At 72.6% G+C, this 25,491-nt stretch carries 19 protein-coding genes and 1 pseudogene; 11 read left to right on the forward strand and 9 right to left on the reverse strand.

Going from position 1 to position 25,491, the window contains the following annotated elements:
* Nucleotides 1-158: 158 nt before the first annotated feature.
* A complete protein-coding gene (gene hemQ, locus ACZ4Z1_RS15090; RefSeq protein ID WP_468487029.1) occupies nucleotides 159-905 on the reverse strand; it encodes a hydrogen peroxide-dependent heme synthase in 747 nt (248 codons plus the stop codon).
* 10 nt (nucleotides 906-915) lie between these two features.
* Entirely contained in the window at nucleotides 916-2,382 is a 1,467-nt protein-coding gene (gene hemG / locus ACZ4Z1_RS15095) for a protoporphyrinogen oxidase (RefSeq protein ID WP_468487030.1), read from the reverse strand.
* A gap of 128 nt (nucleotides 2,383-2,510) precedes the next feature.
* On the opposite strand from hemG, the gene ACZ4Z1_RS15100 reads away from it, so the two are divergent.
* From ACZ4Z1_RS15100 to ACZ4Z1_RS15115, 4 genes and pseudogenes are all read left to right on the forward strand, one after another.
* Nucleotides 2,511-3,521, forward strand: coding sequence for a DUF4349 domain-containing protein (locus ACZ4Z1_RS15100; RefSeq protein WP_468487031.1), 1,011 nt, complete (start codon nucleotides 2,511-2,513; stop codon nucleotides 3,519-3,521).
* A gap of 70 nt (nucleotides 3,522-3,591) precedes the next feature.
* Entirely contained in the window at nucleotides 3,592-4,818 is a 1,227-nt protein-coding gene (locus ACZ4Z1_RS15105; RefSeq protein ID WP_468487032.1) for a thiolase family protein, read from the forward strand.
* Nucleotides 4,819-4,936: 118 nt separating this feature from the next.
* Nucleotides 4,937-6,366: pseudogene (locus tag ACZ4Z1_RS15110) on the forward strand (aldehyde dehydrogenase family protein).
* Between the two features lie 116 nt (nucleotides 6,367-6,482).
* Nucleotides 6,483-7,865 carry an FAD-dependent oxidoreductase gene (locus ACZ4Z1_RS15115; RefSeq protein WP_468487033.1) on the forward strand — a complete coding sequence of 461 codons (1,383 nt, stop codon included), beginning with the start codon at nucleotides 6,483-6,485 and terminating at the stop codon, nucleotides 7,863-7,865.
* Nucleotides 7,866-7,906: 41 nt separating this feature from the next.
* On the opposite strand, the gene hemE is transcribed toward ACZ4Z1_RS15115, so the two are convergent.
* Complete coding sequence (hemE, locus tag ACZ4Z1_RS15120; RefSeq protein ID WP_468487034.1) at nucleotides 7,907-8,974, reverse strand: uroporphyrinogen decarboxylase; 1,068 nt, start codon at nucleotides 8,972-8,974, stop codon at nucleotides 7,907-7,909.
* A gap of 102 nt (nucleotides 8,975-9,076) precedes the next feature.
* Here hemE and ACZ4Z1_RS15125 point away from each other — a divergent pair, with 102 nt between their 5' ends.
* From ACZ4Z1_RS15125 to ACZ4Z1_RS15135, 3 genes are all read left to right on the forward strand, one after another.
* The gene (locus ACZ4Z1_RS15125; RefSeq protein WP_468487035.1) at nucleotides 9,077-9,733 is read left to right on the forward strand and encodes a DUF3000 domain-containing protein; all 657 of its coding nucleotides are present in this window, start codon (nucleotides 9,077-9,079) and stop codon (nucleotides 9,731-9,733) included.
* A gap of 408 nt (nucleotides 9,734-10,141) precedes the next feature.
* A complete protein-coding gene (locus ACZ4Z1_RS15130; protein WP_003985651.1) occupies nucleotides 10,142-10,804 on the forward strand; it encodes a response regulator transcription factor in 663 nt (220 codons plus the stop codon).
* An 83-nt stretch (nucleotides 10,805-10,887) separates the two neighbouring features.
* On the forward strand, nucleotides 10,888-12,162 hold the full coding sequence (locus ACZ4Z1_RS15135; RefSeq protein WP_468487036.1) for an HRDC domain-containing protein: 1,275 nt from the start codon (nucleotides 10,888-10,890) through the stop codon (nucleotides 12,160-12,162).
* Nucleotides 12,163-12,205: 43 nt separating this feature from the next.
* Here ACZ4Z1_RS15135 and ACZ4Z1_RS15140 read toward each other — a convergent pair whose 3' ends face one another.
* Nucleotides 12,206-12,871 carry a PepSY domain-containing protein gene (locus tag ACZ4Z1_RS15140; protein WP_468487037.1) on the reverse strand — a complete coding sequence of 222 codons (666 nt, stop codon included), beginning with the start codon at nucleotides 12,869-12,871 and terminating at the stop codon, nucleotides 12,206-12,208.
* A 317-nt stretch (nucleotides 12,872-13,188) separates the two neighbouring features.
* Here ACZ4Z1_RS15140 and ACZ4Z1_RS15145 point away from each other — a divergent pair, with 317 nt between their 5' ends.
* Complete coding sequence (locus ACZ4Z1_RS15145; protein ID WP_468487038.1) at nucleotides 13,189-14,409, forward strand: thiolase family protein; 1,221 nt, start codon at nucleotides 13,189-13,191, stop codon at nucleotides 14,407-14,409.
* The gene (locus tag ACZ4Z1_RS15150; RefSeq protein ID WP_468487039.1) at nucleotides 14,406-16,532 is read left to right on the forward strand and encodes a 3-hydroxyacyl-CoA dehydrogenase NAD-binding domain-containing protein; all 2,127 of its coding nucleotides are present in this window, start codon (nucleotides 14,406-14,408) and stop codon (nucleotides 16,530-16,532) included. Before ACZ4Z1_RS15145 ends, ACZ4Z1_RS15150 begins: the two co-directional genes overlap by 4 nt.
* A 42-nt stretch (nucleotides 16,533-16,574) precedes the next feature.
* On the opposite strand, the gene ACZ4Z1_RS15155 is transcribed toward ACZ4Z1_RS15150, so the two are convergent.
* The 3 genes from ACZ4Z1_RS15155 to dxs form a co-directional block, all read right to left on the reverse strand.
* On the reverse strand, nucleotides 16,575-17,090 hold the full coding sequence (locus tag ACZ4Z1_RS15155) for an NUDIX hydrolase (RefSeq protein ID WP_468487040.1): 516 nt from the start codon (nucleotides 17,088-17,090) through the stop codon (nucleotides 16,575-16,577).
* A 44-nt stretch (nucleotides 17,091-17,134) separates the two neighbouring features.
* Entirely contained in the window at nucleotides 17,135-18,700 is a 1,566-nt protein-coding gene (locus ACZ4Z1_RS15160) for an amino acid permease (RefSeq protein ID WP_468487041.1), read from the reverse strand.
* A gap of 366 nt (nucleotides 18,701-19,066) precedes the next feature.
* On the reverse strand, nucleotides 19,067-21,037 hold the full coding sequence (gene dxs / locus ACZ4Z1_RS15165; protein WP_468487042.1) for a 1-deoxy-D-xylulose-5-phosphate synthase: 1,971 nt from the start codon (nucleotides 21,035-21,037) through the stop codon (nucleotides 19,067-19,069).
* A gap of 547 nt (nucleotides 21,038-21,584) precedes the next feature.
* Here dxs and ACZ4Z1_RS15170 point away from each other — a divergent pair.
* Together ACZ4Z1_RS15170 and ACZ4Z1_RS15175 are read left to right on the forward strand one after the other, a co-directional pair.
* Nucleotides 21,585-22,331 (forward strand): ABC transporter ATP-binding protein, encoded by a 747-nt coding sequence (locus tag ACZ4Z1_RS15170; RefSeq protein ID WP_468487043.1) that lies wholly within the window; start codon nucleotides 21,585-21,587, stop codon nucleotides 22,329-22,331.
* A gap of 3 nt (nucleotides 22,332-22,334) precedes the next feature.
* Entirely contained in the window at nucleotides 22,335-23,321 is a 987-nt protein-coding gene (locus ACZ4Z1_RS15175; protein ID WP_468487044.1) for an ABC transporter permease family protein, read from the forward strand.
* Between the two features lie 53 nt (nucleotides 23,322-23,374).
* Here the strand turns inward: ACZ4Z1_RS15175 and ACZ4Z1_RS15180 are convergent, their stop codons facing one another.
* Both ACZ4Z1_RS15180 and ACZ4Z1_RS15185 read right to left on the reverse strand, forming a co-directional pair.
* Nucleotides 23,375-24,661: a sugar ABC transporter permease gene (locus tag ACZ4Z1_RS15180; protein ID WP_468487045.1), complete on the reverse strand. Its 1,287-nt coding sequence runs from the start codon at nucleotides 24,659-24,661 to the stop codon at nucleotides 23,375-23,377.
* Nucleotides 24,658-25,446 (reverse strand): ATP-binding cassette domain-containing protein, encoded by a 789-nt coding sequence (locus tag ACZ4Z1_RS15185; RefSeq protein ID WP_468487046.1) that lies wholly within the window; start codon nucleotides 25,444-25,446, stop codon nucleotides 24,658-24,660. The genes ACZ4Z1_RS15180 and ACZ4Z1_RS15185 overlap by 4 nt, the downstream gene beginning before the upstream one ends.
* Nucleotides 25,447-25,491: the final 45 nt, after the last annotated feature.

A 25,491-nucleotide genomic window follows, 5' to 3' on the forward strand; every position in this document is an offset into this window, starting at 1 on the left:
TTTTCTTTTCTGGTTTTTCACGCAGAGAAGCGAGGAAGAAGGGAGCGGGGTGGACCGTCCCGGGGGGGGTTGGGTCTGGGAGGGCCCTGTCTTTCCGCGCCGTCCCGGGCCGGCCCGGTGATCCGGTCCGGCCCGACGGCTCAGGCCGGTCCTACGGCTCAGGCCAGCCCGGCGACCAGCTCGGCGACCGGCTTGCGCCGCCCGGTGTAGAACGGCACCTCCTCGCGGACGTGCATCCGCGCCTCGGAGCCGCGCAGGTGCCGCATGAGGTCGACGATGCGGTACAGCTCGTCGGCCTCGAAGGCGAGGATCCACTCGTAGTCGCCCAGCGAGAAGGACGGCACGGTGTTGGCCCGCACGTCCGGGAAGCCGCGGGCCATCTTGCCGTGGTCGGCGAGCATCCGGCGGCGGTCCTCGTCGGGGAGCAGGTACCAGTCGTAGGAGCGCACGAACGGGTAGACGCTCACATAGTCGCGGGCGACCTCGTCGGCCAGGAAGGCCGGGATGTGCGACTTGTTGAACTCTGCCGGGCGGTGCAGCGCCATGTTCGACCAGACCGGCTCCAGCGCGCGTCCCAGCCTGGTGCGGCGGAAGAGGTTGTACGCCTCCTGAAGCGCGTCCGAGCTCTCCGAGTGCCACCAGATCATCACGTCGGCGTCGGCACGCAGGCCGGAGACGTCGTACGTGCCGCGTACGACGACGTCCTTGGCGGCGAGCTGCGCGAACAGCGTCTCGACCTCGTCGGCGTACCCGGCGCGGTCCTCGGGCAGCGTGTCGCGCAGCTTGAACACCGACCAGAGCGTGTAGCGGATGACCTCGTTCAGGTCCTTCGCCTTCTTGCCGGCGTTCGGGGTCTTCTCGGGAGCGGCCCCGGTGGGGGTGGCGGGGGCGGAAGCGTCAGTCATGGGTCCATTCTCACTCGCCCGCCGCGGCGGCTTGCGGCAGGGTGTCCAGGATGTCGTCCGCGGCGGCGCGCGCGGACGCGATGCAGGCGGGGATGCCCACCCCGTCGTACAGCGCGCCGCAGACCCGCAGGCCGGGCAGCTTGCCGGCCTCGGCCCGGATGCGGGCCACCCGCTCCAGGTGGCCGACCGGGTACTGCGGCAGCCCGCCCTCCCAGCGCGTGACCCGCTGCGCGACGGGCCGGGCGGCCAGTCCGACCGCCTCTCCGAGGTCGCGCAGGGACAGCTCCACCAGGTCGGTGTCGTCGCGCGCCAGGTCGGCCTCGTCGCCGTACCGCCCGACGGAGGTGCGCAGCACGAACAGGTCCGGGTCGGCGTCGGCGATCCAGCCCCACTTGTTGCTCGCGAAGGTGGACGCCTTGATCGTGCGGCCGTCGACCGGCGGGACGAGGAAGCCGCTGCCGGACAGCACCCGCTCCACGTCCGCACGGCGGAAGGCCATGGTCACCAGGGCCATGGAGGCGTACTCGACGGCGGCCAGCCCGGTGGCGGCGGCCGGCGCCTCGGCGGCCAGCAGCCGGGCGGCGGCGGGCGCCGGTGCCGCGAGGACCACGGCGTCCGCGTCCAGCGCCGCCGGGCCGTCGCCGCCGTCCAGGACGGCGCGCCAGCCGTCGGCGGTGCGCCGCAGCTCCCGGACGGGAGTGTGCGTACGGATCTCGCCGCCGGCGGCCCGTACCGCGTCGGCCACGGCGCCCGGCAGCGTGCCCACGCCGCCGTCGATGCCCATGAAGACCGGTGCCTGCGCCTGGCCGGGCCCGGCGGCCCGCGCCGCCGTCCGCGCCTGGATGCCCCGTACGCCTTCGATCAGGGAGCGTTCGGCGCGCGCGGCCTCGAAGAGCTGGGGTACGGCGGCGCGCATCGAGATGCGGTACGCGTCGCCCGCGTACACACCGCCGAGCAGCGGCTCGACGAGCCGGTCGACGACCTCGCGGCCCAGCCGGGCGGCGACGTACTCGCCGACCGCCACGTCCGCGCCGACCTCCGTGCGCTCCAGCGCCTCGTCCTCGGCGATCCGCGCCATGCCCTCGGGGGAGATCACCCCGGAGGAGGCGAGCAGGTCCAGGTCGCCAGGTACGCCCATCACGTGCCCCTTGGGCATCGGCCGCAGCGCGCCGCGCGTCCACAGGGCGGCGGTCGCGGTGGTGGGCGGCTGGAGCCGGTCGCCGAGACCGACGGCGCGCGCCAGTTCCACCGCCTCCGGCCGCCTGGCCAGCATCGACTCGGCGCCGAGGTCGACCGGTACGCCCGCGATCTCCCCGGCGTGCAGTTTGCCGCCGAGCCGGCCGGACGCCTCCAGCACGGTCACCCGGGCCCCGCCGTCCAGCAATCGGTGGGCCGCGGCCAGCCCCGAGATGCCCCCGCCGATGACGATGACGTGACTTCCGGGCGCGCGGCCCGTACTGGTGTGCGCTGTGCTCATGTCCCCACTCTCTCAAAGTCCGCACGGAGTCCGGACCGTGACCGCATCGCGACGCACGGACGGCAACCCGCGGCTCCTCCGCCACGTCGAAGTGGCAACAGGGGCACACCACTTCGGGGGTACGGGACATGGGCACAGCGGGCAGGCCGTACGGGGCACGGCGAGCGGCCGCGGGAGCGCTGCTCGCGGCGTCCCTGGCGGTCGCGGGGTGCGGGGCGGCCGGGGAAGGCAGTTCCAAGCCGGCGAGCGCGCCGCAGGCCGACAAGGGCGCCGCGCGGGGCGAGCAGGGCATGGTCGGGCCCAAGGCGCCCGGCGGCGCGGAGTCGGCCGGCGGGCGGGCCGGGACGGGCAGCGGGACCGGGAAGCCCGCCCCGGTCCCGACGGCGCAGATCATCCGTACGGCGACGCTCACCGTCGAGGCCGCGGACGTCCCGGGAACGCTCGCCAAGGCCCGTGCGGCGGCCAAGGGTGCCGGCGGCTACGTCGGGGAGGAGTCCACCGACCGGGACGGCGAGGGCCGCGAGCGCTCCCGGGTCACACTGCGCGTGCCGCCCGAGGCGTACGACGGCCTGCTGGACCGGCTCTCACGGCTGGGCACGCTCAAGGAGCGGCAGGTCTCGGCGAAGGACGTCACCGACCAGGTGGTGGACACCGGCAGCCGCATCACGTCGCAGCAGGCCAGTGTGGCGCGGGTGCGGGCGCTGATGGGCAAGGCCACCTCGATCGGCGACATCGTCACGCTGGAGTCCGAACTCAGCCGCCGCCAGTCGGAGCTGGAGTCTCTCCAGGCGCGCCTGAAGTCGCTCCAGGAGCAGACCGGCATGGCGACGGTGACCCTGGTGCTGCACGAACCGGACGCGGCGGCGGACGACGAGGAGACCTCCTTCGGGGACGCGCTCAGCGGCGGCTGGGACGCCTTCACCGCCGGGGTGCGGCGGCTGCTGGTGGCGGTCGGCGCGGCGCTGCCGTTCCTGGCGGCCGGGGCGCTGGGGTACACGCTGTGGCGGGTGCTGCGGGGCCGGCTGACGAGGCGTACGCGGGCGACCGTCGCGTCGGCACCCCCGCGGCAGGCTCCCACGGAGGCCGCGCAGGAGGGCACGGAAGCCGTGCGGGAGGGTGACGGCCCGGGGGACCGTTGACAGCCGCGCGCGGCGGGCAAAGACTCGGGGCGCTGATGCCGATCTTCGAGCGGACAGGGCGGACGGGCTGATGACCGAGCAGGGTGCACGGGACACACGAGGCGCTTGGGGCGCCCGGGACGTCTACATCGTCGACGCCGTACGGACCCCCGTCGGCAGGTACGGCGGCGCCCTCGCGGGCTCCCGCCCCGACGACCTCGCCGCCCACGTCGTCAAGGCCCTGGTGGAGCGCACCCCCGGCCTCGACCCGGCCCGTATCGACGACGTCGTCTTCGGTGACGCCAACGGGGCCGGCGAGGACAACCGCAACGTGGCGCGGATGGCCGTCCTGCTGGCCGGGCTGCCCGTCTCCGTACCCGGTGTGACCGTCAACCGCCTGTGCGGCTCCGGCCTGGAGGCCGTCATCCACGCCGCCCGCTCCCTCGCCCTCGGAGACGCGCACGTCGTGCTCGCGGGCGGCGTGGAGTCGATGAGCCGCGCGCCGTACGTCTTCCAGAAACCCGAACGCGCCTTCCCCGCCGGGCACCAGGAGATGTTCTCCTCGACGCTCGGCTGGCGGATGGTCAACCCGCGGATGGCGCCCGAGTGGACCGTCGCGCTGGGCGAGGGTGCGGAGCTGATCGCCGACAAGTACGGCATCGGACGCGAGCAGCAGGACGCTTTCGCGCTTGCCAGCCACCGCAAGGCAGCGCGCGCCTGGGAGGAGGGCGCGTACGACGCCGAAGTCGTACCGCTGCCGGACGTGGATCTGACGCAGGACGAATCGATCCGCGCCTCGACCTCCAAGGAGGCGCTGGCCAAGCTCCGCCCGGCCTTCCGCAAGGAGAACGGCACGGTCACCGCGGGCAACTCCTCCCCGCTCAACGACGGCGCCGCCGCCCTCCTCCTCGTCGACGAGGAGGGGCTGCGGGCCACCGGCCGGGAACCGCTCGCCCGCATCAGTGCGAGCGCCGTGACCGGCATCGAGCCGCAGCTCTTCGGGCTGGGCCCGGTGGAGGCCGTACGGCGGGCCCTGGACAAGGCGGGGCGCGGCTTGACCGACCTGGCCGCCTTCGAGCTGAACGAGGCGTTCGCGGCCCAGGCGCTGGGCTGCCTCGCCCAGTGGCCCGGCCTGGACCCGGACGTGGTCAACCCGCGCGGCGGCGCCATCGCCATCGGGCACCCCCTGGGCGCGTCCGGCGCCCGGCTGGCCGGCGCGGTCGCCCATCAGCTCGCCGCCCGCGGCTCCGGTACGGGCCTGGCGGCGCTGTGCATCGGCGTGGGGCAGGGGCTGGCGCTCGTGCTGGAACGCGAGTAGCGGCGGCGGGGCGGGCCGTACAGCCGGGGCCCGGGCCCCGCCGTCCCCCTTGATCAGCGGTGCGGGAGGATGAAACGAACCGGTTCATTCCTCAACCGTTCCGACCGGAGGCTGCGCGATGCCCCTGCTCGACCTGGACCACCGGCCCCTGCTGCACGGCGGTGCGACCACCGCGGTCGAACCGGCGACCGGCGACACCCTGGCCGCCTTCACCCTGGCCGCCCCGCCGACGTGGAGAGCGCGGCCGCCGAGGCCGCTGCCGCCCAGCGCACCTGGGCCCGTACGCCGTACACGGAGCGCGCCGCGGTGCTGCGCCGGGCCGGGGATCTGATCACCCGGCACGCCGCCGAGCTGTCCGAGTGGATCGTCCGGGAAGCCGGCAGCGTCCCCGGCAAGGCCGAGTTCGAGATACGGACCGCCGCCGAGGAGTGCTACGAGGCCGCCGCGCTCGCCCACCACCCGCTGGGCCAGGTGCTGCCCTCCGCCGCACCCCGCCACTCGTACACGACCCGGGTGCCGGCCGGCGTCGTCGGCGTCATCGCGCCGTTCAACGTCCCGCTCGTGCTCGCCATGCGCTCCGTCGCCCCGGCCCTGGCGCTCGGCAACGCGGTCGTCCTCAAACCCGACCCGCGCACCGCGGTGTGCGGCGGCCACGCCGTGGCGGCGGTCTTCGCGGCGGCCGGGCTGCCCGAAGGGCTGCTGCACGTACTGCCGGGCGGCAGCGAGGCCGGGCAGGCCCTGGTCGGCGACCGGCACGTCCGGGTGATCTCCTTCACCGGCTCGACGCACGCGGGCCGCAGCGTCGGCGCGCTCGCCGCCCGGCACCTCAAGCGGGCCCACCTGGAACTGGGCGGCAACAGCGCCTTCCTCGTCCTGGAGGACGCGGACCTGGACGCCGCCATGTCCGCCGCCGCCTGGGCCTCCTTCTTCCACCAGGGCCAGGTCTGCATGTCCTCGGGCCGCCACCTCGTGCACGCCTCCCTGTACGACGAGTACGTGGAGCGGCTGGCGGCCAAGGCGGACGCGCTCGCCGTCGGCGACCCGTTCCGCGAGGAGGTCCAGCTCGGGCCGGTCATCGACGCCGGGCAGCGGGACCGCGTCCACGGCCTGGTGGAGGCGAGCACGGCGGCGGGCGCGCGGCTCGCGGCCGGCGGAACCCACCGGGACCTGTTCTACCGGCCCACCGTCCTGGCCGACGTGGACGACCGCGCTCCCGCGTACGCCGAGGAGGTCTTCGGGCCGGTCGCGCCCGTGCGCGAGTTCCACACCGCCGACGAGGCCGTGGCCCTGGCGAACGACACGCAGTACGGGCTGGCGCTCGGCGTCGTCACCCGCGACACCGCGCGCGCCCTGGAACTGGCCGACCGCATACCGACCGGCCTGCTGCACATCAACGACCAGACGGTCAACGACGAGCCGGCCGCGCCGATGGGCGGCTTCGCCGACTCCGGCACCGGCACGCACTTCGGCGGCACGGCCAATCTCGACGCCTTCACCGAGACCCGCTGGACCACGGTCCGCGCCGCCCCGGCCGGCTATCCGTTCTGACCCGTAACCTGCGTCGTACGGACGAACGGTCGTACGGGCGGCCGTCCCGGGCAGCCGTTACGGACGGGGCGACCGGTACGGACAGGTACCGGCACACGACGAAGGGAGCACCCGCGATGGCGGAGCGACTGGTGGTCATCGGCGGCGATGCGACGGGCATGTCCGCCGCCTCGCAGGCCCGGCGGCTGAAGAAGCCCGGCGAACTGGAGATCGTCGCGTTCGAACGCGGCCACTTCGCCTCGTACTCCGCCTGCGGCATCCCCTACTGGGTCGGCGGGTCGGTCGACGGCCCGGACGACCTGATCGCCCGGACCCCGGAGAAGCACCGCGAGCGCGACATCGACCTGCGGATGCGGACCGAGGTCACCGAACTGGACCTGGACCGCGGCCGGGTCCGCACCCGCGGCCTGGACGGCGACGGCACCGAGACCTGGACCGGCTACGACAAGCTGGTCATCGCCACCGGCGCGCGGCCGCTGCGCCCGCCGCTGCCGGGCATCGACGCGCCCGGCGTGCACGGTGTGCAGACCCTGGACGACGGGCAGGCGCTGCTGGACACCCTGAAGGCCACCGAGGGCACCAAGGCGGTCGTCGTCGGCGCCGGCTACATCGGCGTCGAGATGGCCGAGGCGCTGGTCACCCGCGGCTACGACGTCACCGTCCTGGACCGCGGCGAGCAGCCGATGTCCACGCTCGACCCCGACATGGGCGAGCTGGTCCACGAGGCGATGTGCGGCATGGGCATCGAGACCGTGCGCGGCGCGGTCGTCACCGGCGTCCGCACCGACGGCTCGGGGCGGGCCTGCGCGGTGACCACCGAGGACGACGGCGAGTTCCCGGCCGACGTGATCGTGCTGGGCCTGGGCGTACGGCCCGAGACCACCCTCGCCGAGCAGGCGGGGCTGCCGCTCGGCGACGCGGGCGGGCTGCTCACCGACCTGTCGATGCGGGTACGCGGCCACGACGACGTGTGGGCCGGCGGCGACTGCGTGGAGGTGCTCGACCTGGTGCTGGGCCGGACCCGGCACATCGCGCTGGGCACCCACGCCAACAAGCACGGCCAGATCATCGGCTCGAACGTGGCCGGCGACTACGCGACCTTCCCCGGCGTCGTCGGCACCGCCGTCTCCAAGGTCTGCGACCTGGAGATCGCCCGGACCGGGCTGCTGGAGGAGCAGGCGAAGTCGGTCGGCCTGCAGTACGTGACGGTCACCGTCGAGTCGACCAGCCGCGCCGGCTACTACCCGGGCGCCCGGCCGATGCGCGTGAAGATGATGGCCGAGCGGCGCACCGGCCGCCTCCTCGGCGTCCAGATCGTCGGCCGGGAGGGCGCGGGCAAGCGCGTGGACGTGGCGGCGGTGGCGCTCACGGCGCGGCTGACGGTCGAGGAGATGACCGCCCTCGACCTCGGCTACGCGCCGCCGTTCTCCCCCGTATGGGACCCGGTCCTGGTCGCCGCCCGCAAGGCGGCCGCCGCGGTACGGGCCGCGGGCGGCTGAGCGCGACGGGCCGCCGGGAGCCCGGCGGCCCGCCCCTCAGGTCAGCGCGCCGTCTGCTCGTGGACGTACTCGACGAGGCGGGTCAGCGCGGCCGGGTCGGTGTTCGGGAGCACGCCGTGCCCCAGGTTGAAGATGTGGCCCTCCAGGCCGGAAGCGGCGTCCAGCACCTCGCGCGCCTTGGCCTCCACCGCCTCGCGCGGCGCGAACAGCACGGCCGGGTCGATGTTGCCCTGGAGCGCCTTGCCGGGGCCGACGCGGCGGGCCGCCTCGTCCAGCGGCACCCGCCAGTCGACACCCACGACGTCCGCGCCCGCCTCACCCAGCAGGCCCAGCAGCTCACCGGTGCCGACACCGAAGTGGATCCGCGGGACGCCGTACCCGGACACCGCCTCGAAGACCTTGGCGGAGGCCGGCATGACGGAGCGGCGGTAGTCCGCGGGGGCCAGCGCGCCCACCCAGGAGTCGAAGAGCTGCACGGCGCTCGCGCCCGCCTCGATCTGCACCTTCAGGAAGGCGGAGGTGATGCCGGCCAGGCGGTCGAGCAGGTCGGCCCAGAGCTGCGGGTCGCCGTACATCATCGCCTTGGTGTGCTCGTGGTTGCGCGACGGACCGCCCTCCACGAGGTAGCTGGCGAGGGTGAAGGGCGCACCGGCGAAGCCGATCAGCGGCGTGCCGCCCAGCTCGCCGACGAGCATCCGCACGGCCTCGGCCACGTACGGGACGTCGTCCGGCTCCAGCGGGCGCAGCCGCTCCAGGTCGGCGCGCGTACGGATCGGCTGCTCGACGACCGGGCCGACACCCGGCTTGATGTCCAGGTCGATGCCGATGGCCTTCAGGGGCACGACGATGTCGCTGAAGTAGATCGCCGCGTCGACGCCGTGCCGGCGGACCGGCTGGAGGGTGATCTCGGTGACCAGCTCCGGCATCATGCAGGATTCCAGCATCGCGGTGCCCTCGCGGACCTTGCGGTACTCGGGCAGCGACCGCCCGGCCTGGCGCATGAACCACACCGGCGTGTGCGGCACCGGCTCCCGCCGGCAGGCCTTGAGGAAGGCCGAGTCGTACGTACCGGTCTGCTGCTGGCCCGTCGGGCGGTCGTTGACGCTCACGCACCAAATCTTCGCACGCGCGCGAGGGCGCCTCCGAATGGGCGACGCGCGCACCGGGTGTCCTCCCTCACCGAGCGGCTCCTTCCGCCTAATCTTCCGGGCATGGCTGCGGCTCACGAACACCTCGCGGACAGCGCGGACAACGTCCCCATCCCCTTCCGTCAGGCGATCGAGGCGCTCCGCACAGCACGGGTGCGTCCCGAGATCGAGATCGAGCCGACGCCCGCGCCCAAGCGCCTCGCGCCCTACGCGTACGCGCTGGAGGCGGCGGTCGTCGAGCCGGGCACCGGTCCCGAGGGGGAGGACACGGACCTCGCCGACGGGAGACTGGTGCTGCTGCACGACCCGGCCGGGCACGACGCGTGGCAGGGCACCTTCCGCGTGGTGACGCTGGCGCGCGCCGAGCTGGAGCCGGAGATGGGTTCCGACCCGCTGCTCCCCGAGGTCTCCTGGTCCTGGCTCACGGGGGCGCTGGACGCGCGCGGCGTGCGGTACGGGGAGCCCAGCGGCACGGTGACCCGGGCCAGCTCCCACTACTTCGGCGGGCTCGCCGACCGGGCCCCGGCGACCCAGATCGAGATGCGCGCCTCGTGGACCCCGGAGGAGGGGCAGGGCGGGGTGCCGGATCTCGCGGCTCATCTCTGCGCGTGGTGCGACCTGCTGTGCCAGGTGGCGGGGCTGCCGCCGGTGGCTCCCGAACCGTCACCGCGCGGCGGGGTCGTACCGCTGCCGCAGCGCCGGGGGCCGCAGGCACGCTGACGCGCCCGGCGTGTGGAGGCGCCGGGGAGCGCACACCTGCGTCCGCCCTCCGACCGCGCCGGTGCGCCCGCCCGCGTACGGCGGTGACGGGCGAGGCACGGACGCACGTACCGGCGCGGCCGCGCACCCGCCGGCGCGTGGCCGTGTCCCTGCCGCGCCACCTGACAGAGCGACAGGCTCCGGGCTGCTCCACGACGCTCGAACGGGTTCACGGCAACCTTCCGCCGCCGGATCACTCCAAAGTCGATCAAGCGACCGATTTGACCGAAATGAACCAACTAAGTTGAGATCAAACTCTAAAGTCGGGCCCGTTTGGTGCCGAAGAGGTCAGTGACCCTTCAAAGACGGAGCATTCCGACTCGCCCCCAAATGTCGGCACCCGTCCCGCCACTCCCCCCAGGAGGCCCGGTGTCAGTTCTCCTCGAGCAACCTTCGAGCCTGGTCGCCTACCGCCCGAACAAGCCGACGGCCATGGTCGTCGTGGCCGACCCTCGCGTCCGCTCCACCGTCACCCGCCACCTGTGGGCACTCGGAGTACGTGACGTGATCGAGGCGTCGTCCATCGCGGAGGCCCGTCCCCGCGTCGGCAGCCCGCGCGACATCTGCGTTGCCGACGTCCACCTGCCCGACGGCTCCGGCCTGACCCTGCTGTCCGAGACCCGGGCCGCGGGGTGGCCCAACGGCCTCGCCCTGTCCGCCGCCGACGACATCGGCGCCGTACGCAACGCCCTGGCCGGCGGCGTCAAGGGCTACGTCGTCACCGGCACCCGCACCAACCTCGGCCTTCCGGGCCGTCCCGGCGCCGCACCCATCGGCGCCAACGCCGCCCGGATGCACCGCCGCCCCCCGGGCGCCCCCGGCCACCCGGGCGGCTACCGCGAACTGTCCGGACGCGAGGTCGAGGTACTGCGGCTGGTTGCGGAGGGCCAGTCCAACAAGGCCATCGGCGTCTCGATGGGCCTGTCGGCACTGACCGTCAAGAGCCACCTCGCCCGTATCGCCCGCAAGCTGGGCACCGGCGACCGGGCCGGCATGGTCGCCGTCGCCCTGCGTACCGGCATCATCCACTGACTCCCGACCCCGAAACCGCCGTCACGCCCGTCGAGGGAACGTTCCCTCGGCGGGCGCCGTGCATACACAGATACCCTTGACTGGTGACCGACGCCCAAAAGACCGCAGAAGACTCGACACTGCGAACATCCGGAGACTCCCCTCCGGACACCCGCCCGGCGCCGGTCCCCCTACTGGAACCGCGCGAGGGCACCCCCGCCGTGACGGCGACGGCCGAGGAACTTGCCGAAGTCGTGTCGGCCTTTGCGGCCGGCACGGGCCCGGTGGCGGTGGACGCCGAGCGGGCCTCCGGCTACCGCTACGGCCAGCGCGCCTACCTCGTACAGCTGCGCCGCGAAGGCGCCGGCAGCGTCCTGATCGACCCCGTCGGCTGCCCCGACCTCTCCGCACTGGGCGAGGCGATCGCCGACGCCGAGTGGGTCCTGCACGCCGCCACCCAGGATCTGCCGTGCCTGCGCGACATAGGCATGATTCCGTCCCGCCTCTTCGACACCGAGCTGGCCGGCCGCCTCGCCGGCTTCGCCCGGGTCGGCCTCGGCGCGATGGTGGAGAACGTCCTCGGCTACGCCCTGGAGAAGGGCCACTCCGCCGTGGACTGGTCCACCCGCCCGCTGCCGGAACCCTGGCTGCGCTACGCCGCGCTCGACGTCGAGCTGCTGGTGGACCTGCGCGACGCCCTGGAGGAAGAGCTGGCGCAGCAGGGCAAGCTCGAATGGGCCCGCCAGGAGTTCGCGGCCATCGCCGCCGCTCCCCCGGCGCCGCCCCGCAAGGACCCCTGGCGCCGTACGTCCGGCATGCACAAGGTGCGCCGCCGCCGGCAGATGGCCGTCGTACGGGAACTGTGGACCGCGCGGGACCAGGTCGCCCAGCGGCGCGACGTCTCCCCCGGCAAGGTGCTCGGCGACGCCGCCATCATCGAAGCGGCCCTGAACCTGCCCCCCAACGCGCACGCGCTCGCCGCCCTCACCGGCTTCGGACACCGCATGGGCCGCCGCCAGCTCGAACAGTGGCAGGCCGCCGTCGACCGCGCCCGCGCCCTGCCGGACAGCGAACTGCCGCAGCCCGGCCAGCCGCTGAACGGCCCGCCGCCGCCCCGGTCCTGGGCCGACAAGGACCCGGCAGCGGCAGCACGGCTGTCCGCCGCCCGCGCCGCGGTGACCGCCCTGGCCGAGGACCTCAACCTCCCCCAGGAGAACCTGATCACCCCCGACACGGTGCGGCGCCTGTGCTGGGAGCCGCCCGCCGACCCCACCGAGGAGACGGTCGCCGCCGTCCTGGCCGGCCACGGCGCCCGCCCCTGGCAGATCGGACAGGTCGCCCCGATCCTCACCGAGGCCCTGACCGCCACCGGAGCCTGATCCTCCGGGGGCGGACCGGAAATCCCGGCCCGCCCCCGCCGGCTCAGTCCCGGTCGACGTGCTCGCGCAGGATCTTCCGGTTCATCGCGTCCACGTCGAACGTGGTCTTGTTCCAGTCGTTCCTGGTCACCACGTCCACCGACCAGATCTCCTTCTTCTGGTCGTTGCTGTCCAGCTCCACGGCGGTGACCGTGCCGTTCTTGCGGCCGGTCGCCGTGGCCGCCGCCTGCTGCGGGGTGACACTGGCCCGGCTGAGCCGATCGGCCAGTTCCTTCTTGTCGTCCCCGTCCTCGTTCTTGGCCTGCGGCTTGTCCGCCTTCCCGGACACCGCGTCGACCCGTACGGTGCTCTCGGTGCCGTCCGAGGCCGCCACCTTCGCGTGCCACTCGGCCTTCCCGCCGGCCCCGCGCTTCAGCTCCACCGAAACCGGCTTGGAACCCTCCACGGCCCCCGTCGCCGCCTTGAGTGCCTGGTCGTACGAGATCTTGGCCTCGGGGACGAGGGCCTTGCGGGAGCGCTGGTCCTCGGTCATCGCGCCCGACGAGCCGCCGTCCCCGGCCGACTGCGACGGAGCCGCGGAAGAGGCCGGTGCCGAGGGCGAGGCCGACGAGCCGCCCCCGCCACCGTCGTCGTCACCGCAGCCGGCCAGCAGGCCGCCGGCCAGCGCGACAGCACACACAGCCCCGGCAGCTCGAACACGCTTGGTCATACCCTCACTCCTGTCCGTATCCATATCCGCACCATAAGGCCGCAATACGCCACAAACCTCCCAGGTCGCGCAACCGGCCGACGCTCCCGCGGGTGCCCTGGCCGCGCACCTCCACACGGACAACCCCAGCCACATCGGCGGGAGAACCGCCCGCCGGCCCCCACCCGCCGGGCGACACGGGACGCCCGGCCTTGTGACCTTCACCGCTTACCCCGGAGGGACTGTGCAGCCTGGTTACCCGCAAGTAGCATGAGAGACGTGACGCGCCCGAGGGCGCGCCCGCAGCAGTGCCACCCCGCACCTGGAGGAGAGCCAACGTGCCTCGTACCGCTAGGGACGTCGTCTTCGTCGACGGCGTCCGCACCCCGTTCGGCAAGGCGGGCCCGAAGGGCATCTACCACGAGACCCGCGCCGACGACCTGGTCGTCAAGTGCATCCGGGAGCTGCTGCGCCGCAACCCGGACCTCGACCCGGCCCGTATCGACGAGGTCGCCCTCGCCGCGACGACCCAGATCGGCGACCAGGGACTGACCCTGGGCCGTACCGCCGGCATCCTCGCCGGCCTCCCGCAGTCCGTTCCCGGCTTCTCCGTCGACCGGATGTGCGCCGGCGCCATGACCGCCGTGACGAGCATCGCCGGCGGCGTCTCCTTCGGTGCGTACGACATCGCCGTGGCCGGTGGCGTCGAGCACATGGGCCGCCACCCCATGGGCGAGGGCGTCGACCCCAACCCCCGGTTCGTCAGCGAGAAGCTGGTCGACCAGTCCGCCCTCTTCATGGGCATGACGGCGGAGAACCTGCACGACCGCCTCCCCCACATCACCAAGCAGCGCGCCGACGAGTACGCGGTCCGCAGCCAGGAGAAGGCCGCCAAGGCGTACGCCGACGGCAAGATCCAGGCCGACCTCGTACCGGTCTCGGTCCGCCGCACCAACGCCGAGGCCGGCGAGACCGGCTGGGGCCTGGCGACCGCCGACGAGCCGATGCGGCCCGGCACCACGCTGGAGAACCTGGCGAACCTCAAGACCCCCTTCCGCCCGCACGGCCGCGTCACCGCCGGCAACGCGGCGGGCCTGAACGACGGCGCCACCGCCTCGCTGATCGCCGCCGAGGACGTGGCCCGCGAGCTGGGCCTGCCGGTCAAGATGCGCCTGGTGGACTACGCCTTCGCAGGCGTGGAGCCCGAGGTCATGGGCATCGGCCCGGTCCCGGCGACGGAGAAGGCCCTCGCCAAGGCAGGGCTGAGCATCGACGACATCGGCCTCTTCGAGGTCAACGAGGCGTTCGCCGTCCAGGTGCTGTCGCTGCTGGACCACTACGGCATCGCGGACGACGACCCGCGCGTCAACCAGTACGGCGGCGCGATCGCCTTCGGCCACCCGCTCGCCTCCTCCGGCGTGCGCCTGATGACGCAGCTGGCGCGGCAGTTCGAGGAGCAGCCGCAGGTCCGGTACGGCATCACGACCATGTGCGTCGGCTTCGGCATGGGCGGCACGGTCATCTGGGAGAACCCGCACTTCGAGGGAGCAGGCAAGTGAGCACCACTACCGAACTGCTGAAGGGCGCGGCCGAGCTGTTCCCGGACGAGGTCGTCACGCAGGCGCACGTACGGCACCTGGAGCTGCCCGGCGCCGGCACCTTCGCGCTGATCACGCTGGACAACGGCCTGGACCACACCAAGCCGACCACCTTCGGCCCGCAGTCGCTGACGAACCTGAACGCCGCGATCGACCAGGTCGAGGCGGAGGCGAAGGACGGCAGGATCACCGGCGTCGGCATCACCGGCAAGCCGTTCATCTTCGCCGTCGGCGCCGACCTCAAGGGCGTCGAGCTGCTCAAGCGGCACGAGGACGCGCTGGCCATCGGCAAGGGCGGCCACGACGTCTTCAAGCGGCTGTCCGGCCTGGCCGTGCCGACCTTCGCGTACTACAACGGCGCCGCGATGGGCGGCGGTGTCGAGGTCGGTCTGCACTGCACGTACCGCACCGTCTCCAAGGCGCTGCCCGCCTTCTCGCTGCCCGAGGTCTTCCTCGGCCTGGTACCCGGCTGGGGCGGCTGTGTGCTGCTGCCGAACCTGATCGGCGCCGACCGCGCGGTCTCGGTGATCATCGAGAACTCGCTCAACCAGAACAAGCAGCTCAAGGGCCAGCAGGTCTACGACCTCGGCATCGCCGACGCGATCTTCGAGGGCGCGGACTTCCTGGAGCAGTCGCTGCTGTGGACCGCCTCGGTCCTCAAGGGCGACACCGAGGTCGTACGGGCCGACGTCGACCGCGGCGAGGCGTGGGACGAGGCCGTCCAGCGCGGCAAGGGCATCGCGGACAGCAAGGTGCACGGCGCCGCCCCGGCCGCGTACCGCGCGCTGGACATCATCGCCGCCGCCAAGAACGGCGACCTGCGCCAGGGCTTCGACGCGGAAGACCAGGCCCTCGCGGACCTGATCATGGGCGGCGAGCTGCGCAGCGGCATCTACTCCTTCAACCTGGTGCAGAAGCGCGCCAAGCGCCCCGCCGGCGCCCCGGACAAGTCGCTGGCGCGCCCGGTCACCAAGGTCGGCGTGGTCGGCGCGGGCCTGATGGCCTCGCAGCTCGCGCTGCTGTTCGCGCGCCGCCTGGAGGTGCCGGTGGTGCTCACCGACATCGACCAGGCGCGTATCGACAAGGGCGTGGAGTACGTCCACGGCGAGATCGACAAGCTGCTCCTGAAGGGCCGCGTCAACCAGGACAAGGCCAACCGCCTCAAGGGCCTGGTCAGCGGCCACCTCGACAAGGCCGCCGCCTTCGGCGACGCGGACTTCGTCATCGAGGCCGTCTTCGAGGAGATGGGCGTCAAGCAGCAGGTGTTCGCCGAGGTCGAGGCGGTCGTACCGGAGCACGCCGTCCTCGCGACGAACACCTCGTCCCTCTCGGTCACCGAGATGGCGTCCAAGCTCAAGCACCCCGAGCGGGTCGTGGGCTTCCACTTCTTCAACCCGGTCGCGGTCCTGCCGCTGCTGGAGATCGTGCGCGCGGAGCAGACCGACGACGCGTCGCTGGCCACCGCCTTCTCCGTCGCCAAGTCGCTGAAGAAGACGGCCGTACTGGTCAAGGACGCCCCGGCGTTCGTGGTCAACCGCATCCTGACTCGCTTCCTGGGCGAGATCCAGAACGTCATCGACGAGGGCACCCCGGTGGCCACCGCCGAGAAGGCCGTCGAGCCGCTCGGCCTGCCGATGTCGCCCCTGGTGCTGCTGGAGCTGGTGGGCCCGGCGATCGGCCTGCACGTCTCCGAGACGCTGCACGGCGCCTTCCCGGACCGCTTCACCGTCTCGCCGAACCTGGCCGCCGTGGTCAAGGCCGGCAAGCGCGGCTTCTACGTCTACGACTCCGGCAAGCCGGAGCTGGACCCCGAGGTCGCAGCCCTCCTGAAGCAGGGCGACACCGTCCTGACCGAGGAGCAGGTCCGCGACCGCGTCCTGGACGCCGTCGCGCAGGAGATCGGCCTGATGCTCGACGAGGGCGTCGTCGCCGAGGCGCAGGACATCGACCTGTGCCTGATCACCGGCGCCGGCTGGCCCTTCCACCTGGGCGGCATCACGCCGTACCTGGACCGTGAGGGCGTCTCCGAGCGCGTCAACGGCAAGAAGTTCCTGTCCCCGGGCGTGGCGAGCGTGCCCGCCTAGGGTTCGCCGCACACCGCACCGACTGCCCTGGTACCGCTGCTCTCAGTGATGCCAGGGCAGTCGTACGGGTTCGGCCGGCGCCCGGCCGTCACATACGTCCGCGAGCAGCGGCGGCAGCCCGCGCGGGAAGACGGTCTCGGCCGTCGCCGCCAGTTCGTCCACCGGCCACCAGCGGTGGCCGGTGACGGACTCGGTCTCGTGCTCCTCGAAACCCCTGGTGTCCACCGTGTGCCCGGCGACGCGATGCAGGAAGAACACGTCCTCGAACACCCCCTTGGCCCAGGTCAGCTCCGCGTACCCGGACGTATGGGCGACCAGCGGCCCCAGCGCGTCGGGCGCCACCCGCAGCCCGGTCTCCTCCGCCAGCTCCCGCGCCGCCGCGGCAATCGGTGACTCCCCTTCGCGCACACCGCCCCCGGGGGTGACCCAGCAGTACCCGGCGTCCGGACGGGCCGGGTCCAGGAGGCAGTGGAAGAGCAGCACGCGGTCGTCCGCGTCGAGCAGCAGGACACGGGCGGAGCGGCGCACCGGAGCGGAGGCGGTCTCGGTTTCAGGCATCCTCGCAGCGTACGGCCGCAGCCGCGCCGTACGACAGCGGCTTTTCACCTGCCGCCCGGCGCAGACCGCCCCGCGGGCCGGTTCATCCGGCTGTGCCGCCGCCCGTACGCGAAGTACACGACGAAGCCGAGCAGCATCCACGCCCCGAACCGCAGCCACGTCTCCGCGGGCAGGTTGAGCATCAGCCACAGGGAGGCGAGCACCGACAGGGCCGGGACGAACGGGACCAGCGGTGTGCGGAAGGAGCGGGGCAGGTCCGGGCGGGAGCGGCGCAGGATGACGACGCCGAGGGCGACCACGACGAAGGCGAACAGGGTGCCGATGTTGACCAGTTCGGCAAGTTCGTCGATCGAGGTGAAGCCGGCCACGACGGCGACCACGACGCCCAGCGCGACGGTCGAGCGGTACGGGGTGCCGAAGCGCGGATGGACCTGCGAGAAGAGCTTCGGCAGCAGGCCGTCGCGGCTCATCGCGAAGAAGACCCGGCTCTGGCCGAGCAGCAGGATCATGCAGACCGAGGTCAGGCCGACGGCCGCGCCGAAGCTGATCAGCCCGGCCCAGAACGGGTGCCCGACGGCCTTGAACGCATCGGCGAGCGGGGCGTCCGTGGACAGTTCGCTGTACTTCTGCATGCCGGTGACGACGACCGACACGGCGACGTACAGGACCGTGCAGATGGCGAGCGACCCGAGGATGCCGCGCGGTACGTCGCGCTGCGGCAGGCGGGTCTCCTCGGCGGCTGTGGCGACGATGTCGAAGCCGATGAAGGCGAAGAAGACGACCGCGGCGGCCGCGAAGACGCCCATCACGCCGAAGTCGGCCGGGGTGAAGCCGAAGACGATCTGGGACAGGGGCGCGGCGAGGCCGTCGCTGCCCTCGGTGGCCCGGCTCGGCGGGATGAACGGCTCGTAGTTGGCGCCGGTGATGAAGAAGGCGCCCGCGATGATGACGAGCAGTACGACAGTGACCTTGATACCGACGATCACGGAGGTCACCCGGGACGACAGCTTCATGCCGAGGACGAGGATCGCGGTCAGGACCAGTACGAGCACGCATGCGAGCAGGTCGAACCCGAAGGTGCCCTCGTGCGTACCGGACAGTCCGGCCGGCAGGTGGACGCCGCCGGTGTCCAGCAGCGAGCGGACGTAGCCGGACCAGCCCACGGCGACCACCGCGCAGCCCAGCGCCAGCTCCAGCACCAGGTCCCAGCCGATGATCCAGGCGGGCAGCTCACCGAGGGAGGCGTAGGAGAAGGTGTACGCGGAGCCGGCCACCGGCACGGTCGAGGCGAACTCCGCGTAGCAGAGCGCGGCCAGTGCGCACACCAGGCCGGCGGCGACGAAGGAGAGTGCGACGGCCGGGCCCGCCGTCTCCTTGGCGATCTTGCCGGTGAGGACGAAGATGCCGGTCCCGATGACGACGCCGACGCCGAAGACCGTCAGGTCCAGGGCGGAGAGGGATTTCTTGAGCGCGTGTTCCGGCTCCTCGGTGTCGCGGATCGACTCCTCGACCGTCTTGGTCCGGAACAGGCCGCTGCGGCGTACCCGGGTGGGGTCCGTGCCGCTGCCGCTCTCCGGTCCGTTTCCCGTGCCCCGATGTGTGCTGCTCATGGGCCAACCTCCGCCTGGACGACCGTCGCGACTCGTGAACTGACCGAGTCTGCGCAATGGTCGGGACGAGTACGGTGCGGCGGGCCTGGACACGGCGGGGATTCACCCGATGGTACGGACGGGTGGATATGCCGACGGGCCGGTGGTTGCACCCGTTCGGGTGGCCCACCGGCCCATCGTATGACCGTTCAGCGATGTTTGTGCAGTGTTGGGCGTCGGGTTTGTGCCACCTTGGGCGGCGGGTGTGCGTCCGGTGAACGGCCGGCACGTCCGGTCACCTCTTCGTGCGGGTGCAGCCACGTCACGCACGTACGTCCCGCAGGAGGAACCGGCCACGCCGGTCCCTCCTGCCGTCGCCCGTCGCCGTCAGTCGCGGGCGGCCTCGGCCCGCTCGGCGTCGTCCGCCGCGCCCACGGACTCCGCCGCGTCCACGGACCGGTCCGTGTCCTCGTACCGGCCGTCGATCTTGGAGACGAGGCCGGTCACCTGCCGTGCGATGTCCGGCGCGGTGAGCCCGATCTCGGCCAGGATCTCCTTGCGGGAGGCGTGGTCGAGGAACCGCTCCGGAATACCGAAGTCACGCAGCGGCACGTCCACGCCCGCGTCCCGCAGCGCCTGCGCCACGGCGGAGCCCACACCGCCCGAGCGGCTGTTGTCCTCGACTGTGACCACGACACGGTGCCCGTCGGCCAGGCCCGGCAGTGCCGCGTCGACCGGCTTGACCCAGCGCGGGTCCACCACCGTCGTCGAGATGCCCTGCTTGTCGAGCAGGTCGGCGATCTCCAGGCACATCGGCGCCAGTGCGCCCACCGACACCAGCAGGACGTCGGGTCGCTCGACACCCGCACCGGGCTCGCGCAGCACGTCCATGCCGCCGACCCGGCCCACGGCCTCGACCGCCGGGCCGACCGCGCCCTTCGAGTAGCGCACGACGGTCGGCGCATCGTCGACCTCGACCGCCTCGCGCAGCTGGGCGCGGACCTGGTCGGCGTCGCGCGGGGCCGCGATCCGCAGGCCGGGCACGACCTGGAGGATCGACATGTCCCACATGCCGTTGTGCGAGGCGCCGTCGGTGCCGGTCACGCCGGCCCGGTCCAGGACGAAGGTGACGCCGCACTTGTGCAGTGCGACATCCATCAGGACCTGGTCGAAGGCGCGGTTGAGGAAGGTGGCGTACACCGCGAAGACCGGGTGCAGACCGCCGGTGGCCAGGCCCGCGGCGGAGACGGCGCCGTGCTGCTCGGCGATGCCGACGTCGTACACCCGGTCGGGGAACTCCTTGGCGAACTTGTCCAGGCCGACCGGCTGCAGCATGGCGGCGGTGATCGCGACGAGGTCCGCGCGCTCACGGCCGAGCCTGACCATCTCCTCGCCGAAGACGGAGGTCCAGTCGGCGCCGGAGGAGGCGATCGGCAGACCCGTGTCGGGGTGGATCTTGCCGACGGCGTGGAAGCGGTCCGCCTCGTCCTGGAGGGCGGGCTGGTAGCCGCGGCCCTTCTCGGTGAGGCAGTGCACGATGACCGGGCCGCCGAAGCGCTTGGCGCGCTGCAGCGCCGACTCCAGGGCCTCGATGTCGTGGCCGTCGATCGGCCCGACGTACTTCAGCCCCAGGTCCTCGAACATGCCCTGGGGGGCGATGAAGTCCTTCAGGCCCTTCTTGGCGCCGTGCAGCGTCTCGTACAGCGGCCTGCCGACGACCGGCGTGCGCTCCAGCAGGTCCTTGCCGCGGGCGAGGAAGCGCTCGTAGCCGTCGGTCGTACGCAGCGTGGCGAGATGGTTGGCGAGGCCGCCGATCGTCGGCGCGTACGACCGCTCGTTGTCGTTGACGACGATGACCAGGGGGCGGTCCTTGGCGGTGGCGATGTTGTTGAGCGCCTCCCACGCCATGCCGCCGGTCAGCGCGCCGTCCCCGATGACCGCCACGACATGATCGTTTTTGCGCAGCACCTCGTTGGCCTTGGCCAGACCGTCGGCCCAGCCCAGGACGGTGGAGGCGTGGCTGTTCTCGATGACGTCGTGCTCGGACTCCGCCTGCGAGGGGTAACCGGACAGGCCGCCCTTCATCTTCAGCTTCGAGAAGTCCTGGCGGCCGGTGAGCAGCTTGTGGACGTAGGACTGGTGTCCGGTGTCCCACAGCACCTTGTCCTTCGGGGACTCGAAGACCCGGTGCAGGGCGATGGTCAGCTCGACCACACCGAGGTTGGGGCCGAGGTGCCCGCCGGTCTTGGAGACGGCGTCGACGAGGAAGGTACGGATCTCCCCCGCCAGCTGCTCCAGCTGCTCCGGTCCTAGTCGGTCCAGATCGCGCGGTCCCTTGATGCGGGTCAGCAGCGCCACCCGTGCCTCCTTGCTGTCGAGCTGGTTCGAGCGATTCGTGCTGCTTCGTGCAGATTCGCCTGGTTGTAGCTGGCTCTGGCTGGTCGAGCTTGCCGATCTGCCGAGTCTAATGTTCCGCTTGCGGCGGCGGAGAACGGGCTGTGCGATGTATGTCACGCGGATGGCCGTTTTACGGTTTTGCTCTCGCCGGGACCGCGGTCTTCGGCCGAAAACACTCCCCGGGGCCGGTACGGGTCCGCACGCCCCGGGCTCCGTCCGCCCGCTCAGGAACCGGCGGAGGACTCCGAACGGGTGAGCCTGTGGAGGGTCCGCCTCGGCTGGACCGTCCGTACCCAGGTCACGCAGGCAGTCGCTCGCTCCCCTCCGTACCGACGTTCCGGCAGCCCGCCGCCCTCCCCGAAGAAGCAGCCCGCCCCCGAAGAAGGTGGAGCCTTCTCCACCTGGAAAACGGGATGTGACGCCCGTGCCTGCCCCGGCCCCGCCCCGCTTGACCGGGCGGCACGCCGTGCACACGACCGTGCACGGCGCCCCAGGCCCAGGAGGAGCAGTGCCCGTCACCGGAGCCGGCGTCGAGCAGGCCGTGACACTCAGCGCGGTGGCCAGGCTGTACGGCCGCGGCCACAGCAAGGTCCCCGCCCTGCGCGGTGTGCACTGCGCCTTCGCCCGCGGGTCGTTCACCGCGGTGATGGGTCCCTCGGGTTCGGGCAAGAGCACCCTGCTCCAGTGCGCGGCGGGCCTGGACCGCCCCACCTCGGGCCGGGTGTTCATCGGCACCACCGACATCGGCGCGCTGACCGAGACGGAACTGACCAGGCTGCGCAGGGAGCGGATCGGATTCGTCTTCCAGTCCTTCAACCTCATGCCGTCGCTGACCGCGCGCAAGAACGTGGCCCTGCCGATGCGGCTGGCCGGGCAGCGCCCGAGCCGCGCCCAGGTGGACGCCGCGCTCCGGCAGGTGGGCCTGGGCGACCGGGGCGGCCACCGGCCGGCGCAGATGTCCGGCGGCCAGCAGCAGCGGGTGGCCATCGCCCGCGCCCTCATCAGCCGGCCCGACGTGCTGTTCGCCGACGAGCCCACCGGCGCCCTGGACACCAACACCAGCCGAGAGGTGCTGGGCCTGCTGCGGTCCGTGGTGGACCACGCGGGGCAAACGGTGATCATGGTCACCCACGACCCGGTCGCCGCCTCCTGTGCGGACCGGGTGCTCTTCCTGTCCGACGGTGCGGTGCACGGCGAACTGACGGCCCCGACGGTGGCCGCGGTCAGCGAGCACATGGCACGGCTGGGTGGCTGACCCATGCTGTCCATCGCTCTTTCCACCCTGCGCACCAGATGGGCGCTGTTCGCCGGCACCTTCGTCGCGCTGACGCTCGGCGTCGCACTGATCGCCGGTACCGGTCAGGTCCTCGACGCCACCCGGGGCACCTCGAAGCCCGGCGGGTCCGGGCGCTACGACGCCGCCGCCGTCGTGGTGCGGGCCGGTCAGTCCTTCACCGTCGGCTTCGGCACCGGGGGCGGTGCGTACGACCAGCGCCGGACCGCCACCACCCCGCACCGCATCGAGGACGTGCGGCGGACCGCCGAAGCGGTCCGCCGGGTGCCCGGCGTACACCAGGCCGTCATCGACCGTGCGCTGCCCGCCCAGGTGGTGGCCGGCGACGCCGCCGGTGACTCTGCCGACCGCCCGGTGGGCCACGGCTGGTCGAGTGCCCGGCTCACCCCCTTCCGCGTCACCGAGGGCCGCGAACCCGTCGGTGACGACGAGGTGGTGCTCGCCGCCGCGCTGGCCGGGCGCGCCAAGGCGGCCGTCGGCGACAAGGTCCCCGTGGTGACCCCGCAGGGCCGGCGGGAGATGACCGTCGCCGGTATCGCGGCGCCTCCCGGCGGGGGCGGGGTGCCCGGCGAGGCCACCGTCTTCTTCGCCGACGCCACCGCACAGCGGCTGTCGGCCGACCCGGACCGTGCCGACGCGGTGGCCGTGCTCGCCGGGCCGGGCACCCCGGCCGCGGACCTCGCGGACCGGATCACGGCCGCGCTGCCGGACCCGTCCCTCACGGCCGGGACCGGCGCCGCCAAGGGCGGTGAGCCGACCGCCGCCTCGCGCGCCGCGGCCCTCGGTGACGTCGCCACACTGCTCGCCGTCATGGCGGTGATCGCCGGCTTCGTATCGGTCTTCGTGGTGTCGGGCACCTTCGCCTTCGCCATCTTCGCGGAGCTGGGACTCTCCCCCGACGACGGCAACCGCCGGGTGCTCGCGGTCCTGGCGTATCTGCGCGACGGATGAGCCCGGGGGCCGAGGTCACAGGCCTGCCCCCGGGTTTCCCGGCCGAACGCGCCCTACGCCCGCCCGGCCGTCTTCTGCGTCTTGCGGGAGACCGAGTCGATGACCACGGCTGCCAGCAGGACAGCACCGGTGATCATGAACTGGACCGCCGAGGCGATACCCAGAAGAGCCATGCCGGAGGCGATGGACTGGATGACCAGGACGCCCAGGAGGGCGGACCAGGTCTTGCCGCGGCCGCCGAACAGGCTCGTACCGCCGATGACGGCGGCTGCGATCGCGTTCATCAGAAGGCTGCCGGCGCCGGAGGACTGGTTCGCGGCGTTGATCTGGGAGGCCAGGAACATGCCGCCGACGGCGGCCATCGTGCCGGCGAGGGAGAAGACGGAGATCCGGATGAGGGCGACGTTGATGCCCGCGCGGCGGGCCGCTTCGACACTGCCGCCGAGGGCGAAGACCTGACGTCCGTACGGGGTGCGCCGCAGCACGAAGTCGAGCGCGACGACGACGCCGAGGAAGATGACGACCGCGAGCGGCAGGCCCTTGTACTGGTTCAGCAGCCAGGCCGCCAGGTAGGCCGGGACGGCGAGGACCACCGTACGCAGGATGATCTCGCTCAGCGGCCTGCTCGGGACGCCCGCGGCCTCCCGGCGGCGCGCGTCGAGCAGGGAAAGGCCGAGGACGGCGAGGACGGCGACCGTCGCCAGCCCGTACGCGGCGGCCACATCGGTGAAGTAGTAGTTGGTGAGCTTGGCGACGAGGCCGCTGTCGTCGAGGTTGATGGTGCCGTTCGCGCCGAGCACCTGGAGCATCAGGCCGTTCCAGCCGAGCAGCCCGGCGAGGGTGACGACGAAGGCGGGCACACCGATGCGGGCGAAGAAGAAGCCGTGCAGGGCGCCGGCCACGGTGCCGGTGAGGACGGCCAGGATCAGGGCCGGCCACTCCGGCATGCCGTTGTTGATGTTCAGTACGGCGAAGACCGCGGCGGCCAGGCCGCTGACCGAGCCGACCGACAGGTCGATCTCGCCGAGGATCAGGACGAAGACGATGCCGACGGCGATCAGTCCGGTGCCGGCGGCCGTCACGAAGAGGTTCGAGAGGTTCTCGGCGCCCAGGAAGGCGGAGTCCTGGAGCTGGAAGACGATGCCGATGACGATCAGGCCGACGACGACGGGCAGGGAGCCCAGTTCGCCACTGCGCGTCTTGCGGCGGAACTCGTCGAGGTAGCCCTTGAAGCCCTGCTGCCGTACGAGCAGCCGCGGGTCCACGGCGGTGACGGCGCCTTCGGCCACGGGCGCGGCGTCGACCGGCTCGTCGCCGGCCTTGGAGAGGTTGGTGGTCACTTCTTGGCCTCCGCGGTGCGGGCCTTGCGCCGGGTCACGGCGTTGTCCGTGGCGCCGGTGATGGCGGAGATGATCTCTTCCTGGGTGGTGGTGCGGACGTCGAAGGTGCCGTTGTTGCGGCCCAGCCGCAGGACTGCCACCCGGTCGGCGACGGCTTTGACGTCGGCCATGTTGTGGCTGATGAGGATGACACCGAGGCCGCGCTCGCGCAGCCGTTCCACGAGGTCGAGGACCTGGGCGGTCTGCTCGACGCCGAGCGCCGCGGTGGGTTCGTCGAGGATGACGACCTTGGGTTCGCCGAGCAGGGAGCGGGCGATGGCGACGGTCTGCCGCTGGCCGCCGGAGAGCGAGGCGATGGGGATGCGGACGCTCGGGATGCGGATGGCGAGGGTGGCGAGCAGCTCGCGGGCGCGGCGCTCCATCTCGACCTCGTCGAGCACACCGGCGCGCACGATCTCGCGGCCGAGGAAGAGGTTGCCCACGACGTCGAGGTTGTCGCAGAGCGCGAGGTCCTGGTAGACGGTGGCGATGCCCAGTTCCTGGGCGGTGTGCGGCCGGTCGACGGCGACCGGCCGGCCCTCCCACTCGATGGTGCCGTCGTCGGCGGGGCCGACGCCGGCGATCGCCTTGACGAGGGTGGACTTGCCGGCGCCGTTGTCGCCGACCAGGGCGACGACCTCGCCGGGGTGGATCTCCAGTTCGACATCGGTGAGCGCCTGGACGGCACCGAACCGCTTGGAGACCCCGCGCAACGCCAGCACGGGCGTAGCGGTCACGTGAATCATCTCCTTCGCCGCCTGACCGGCGGGGATGAGCCGTCCGGCGCCCGG

This window comes from Streptomyces sp. NPDC030165, from assembly GCF_055573595.1.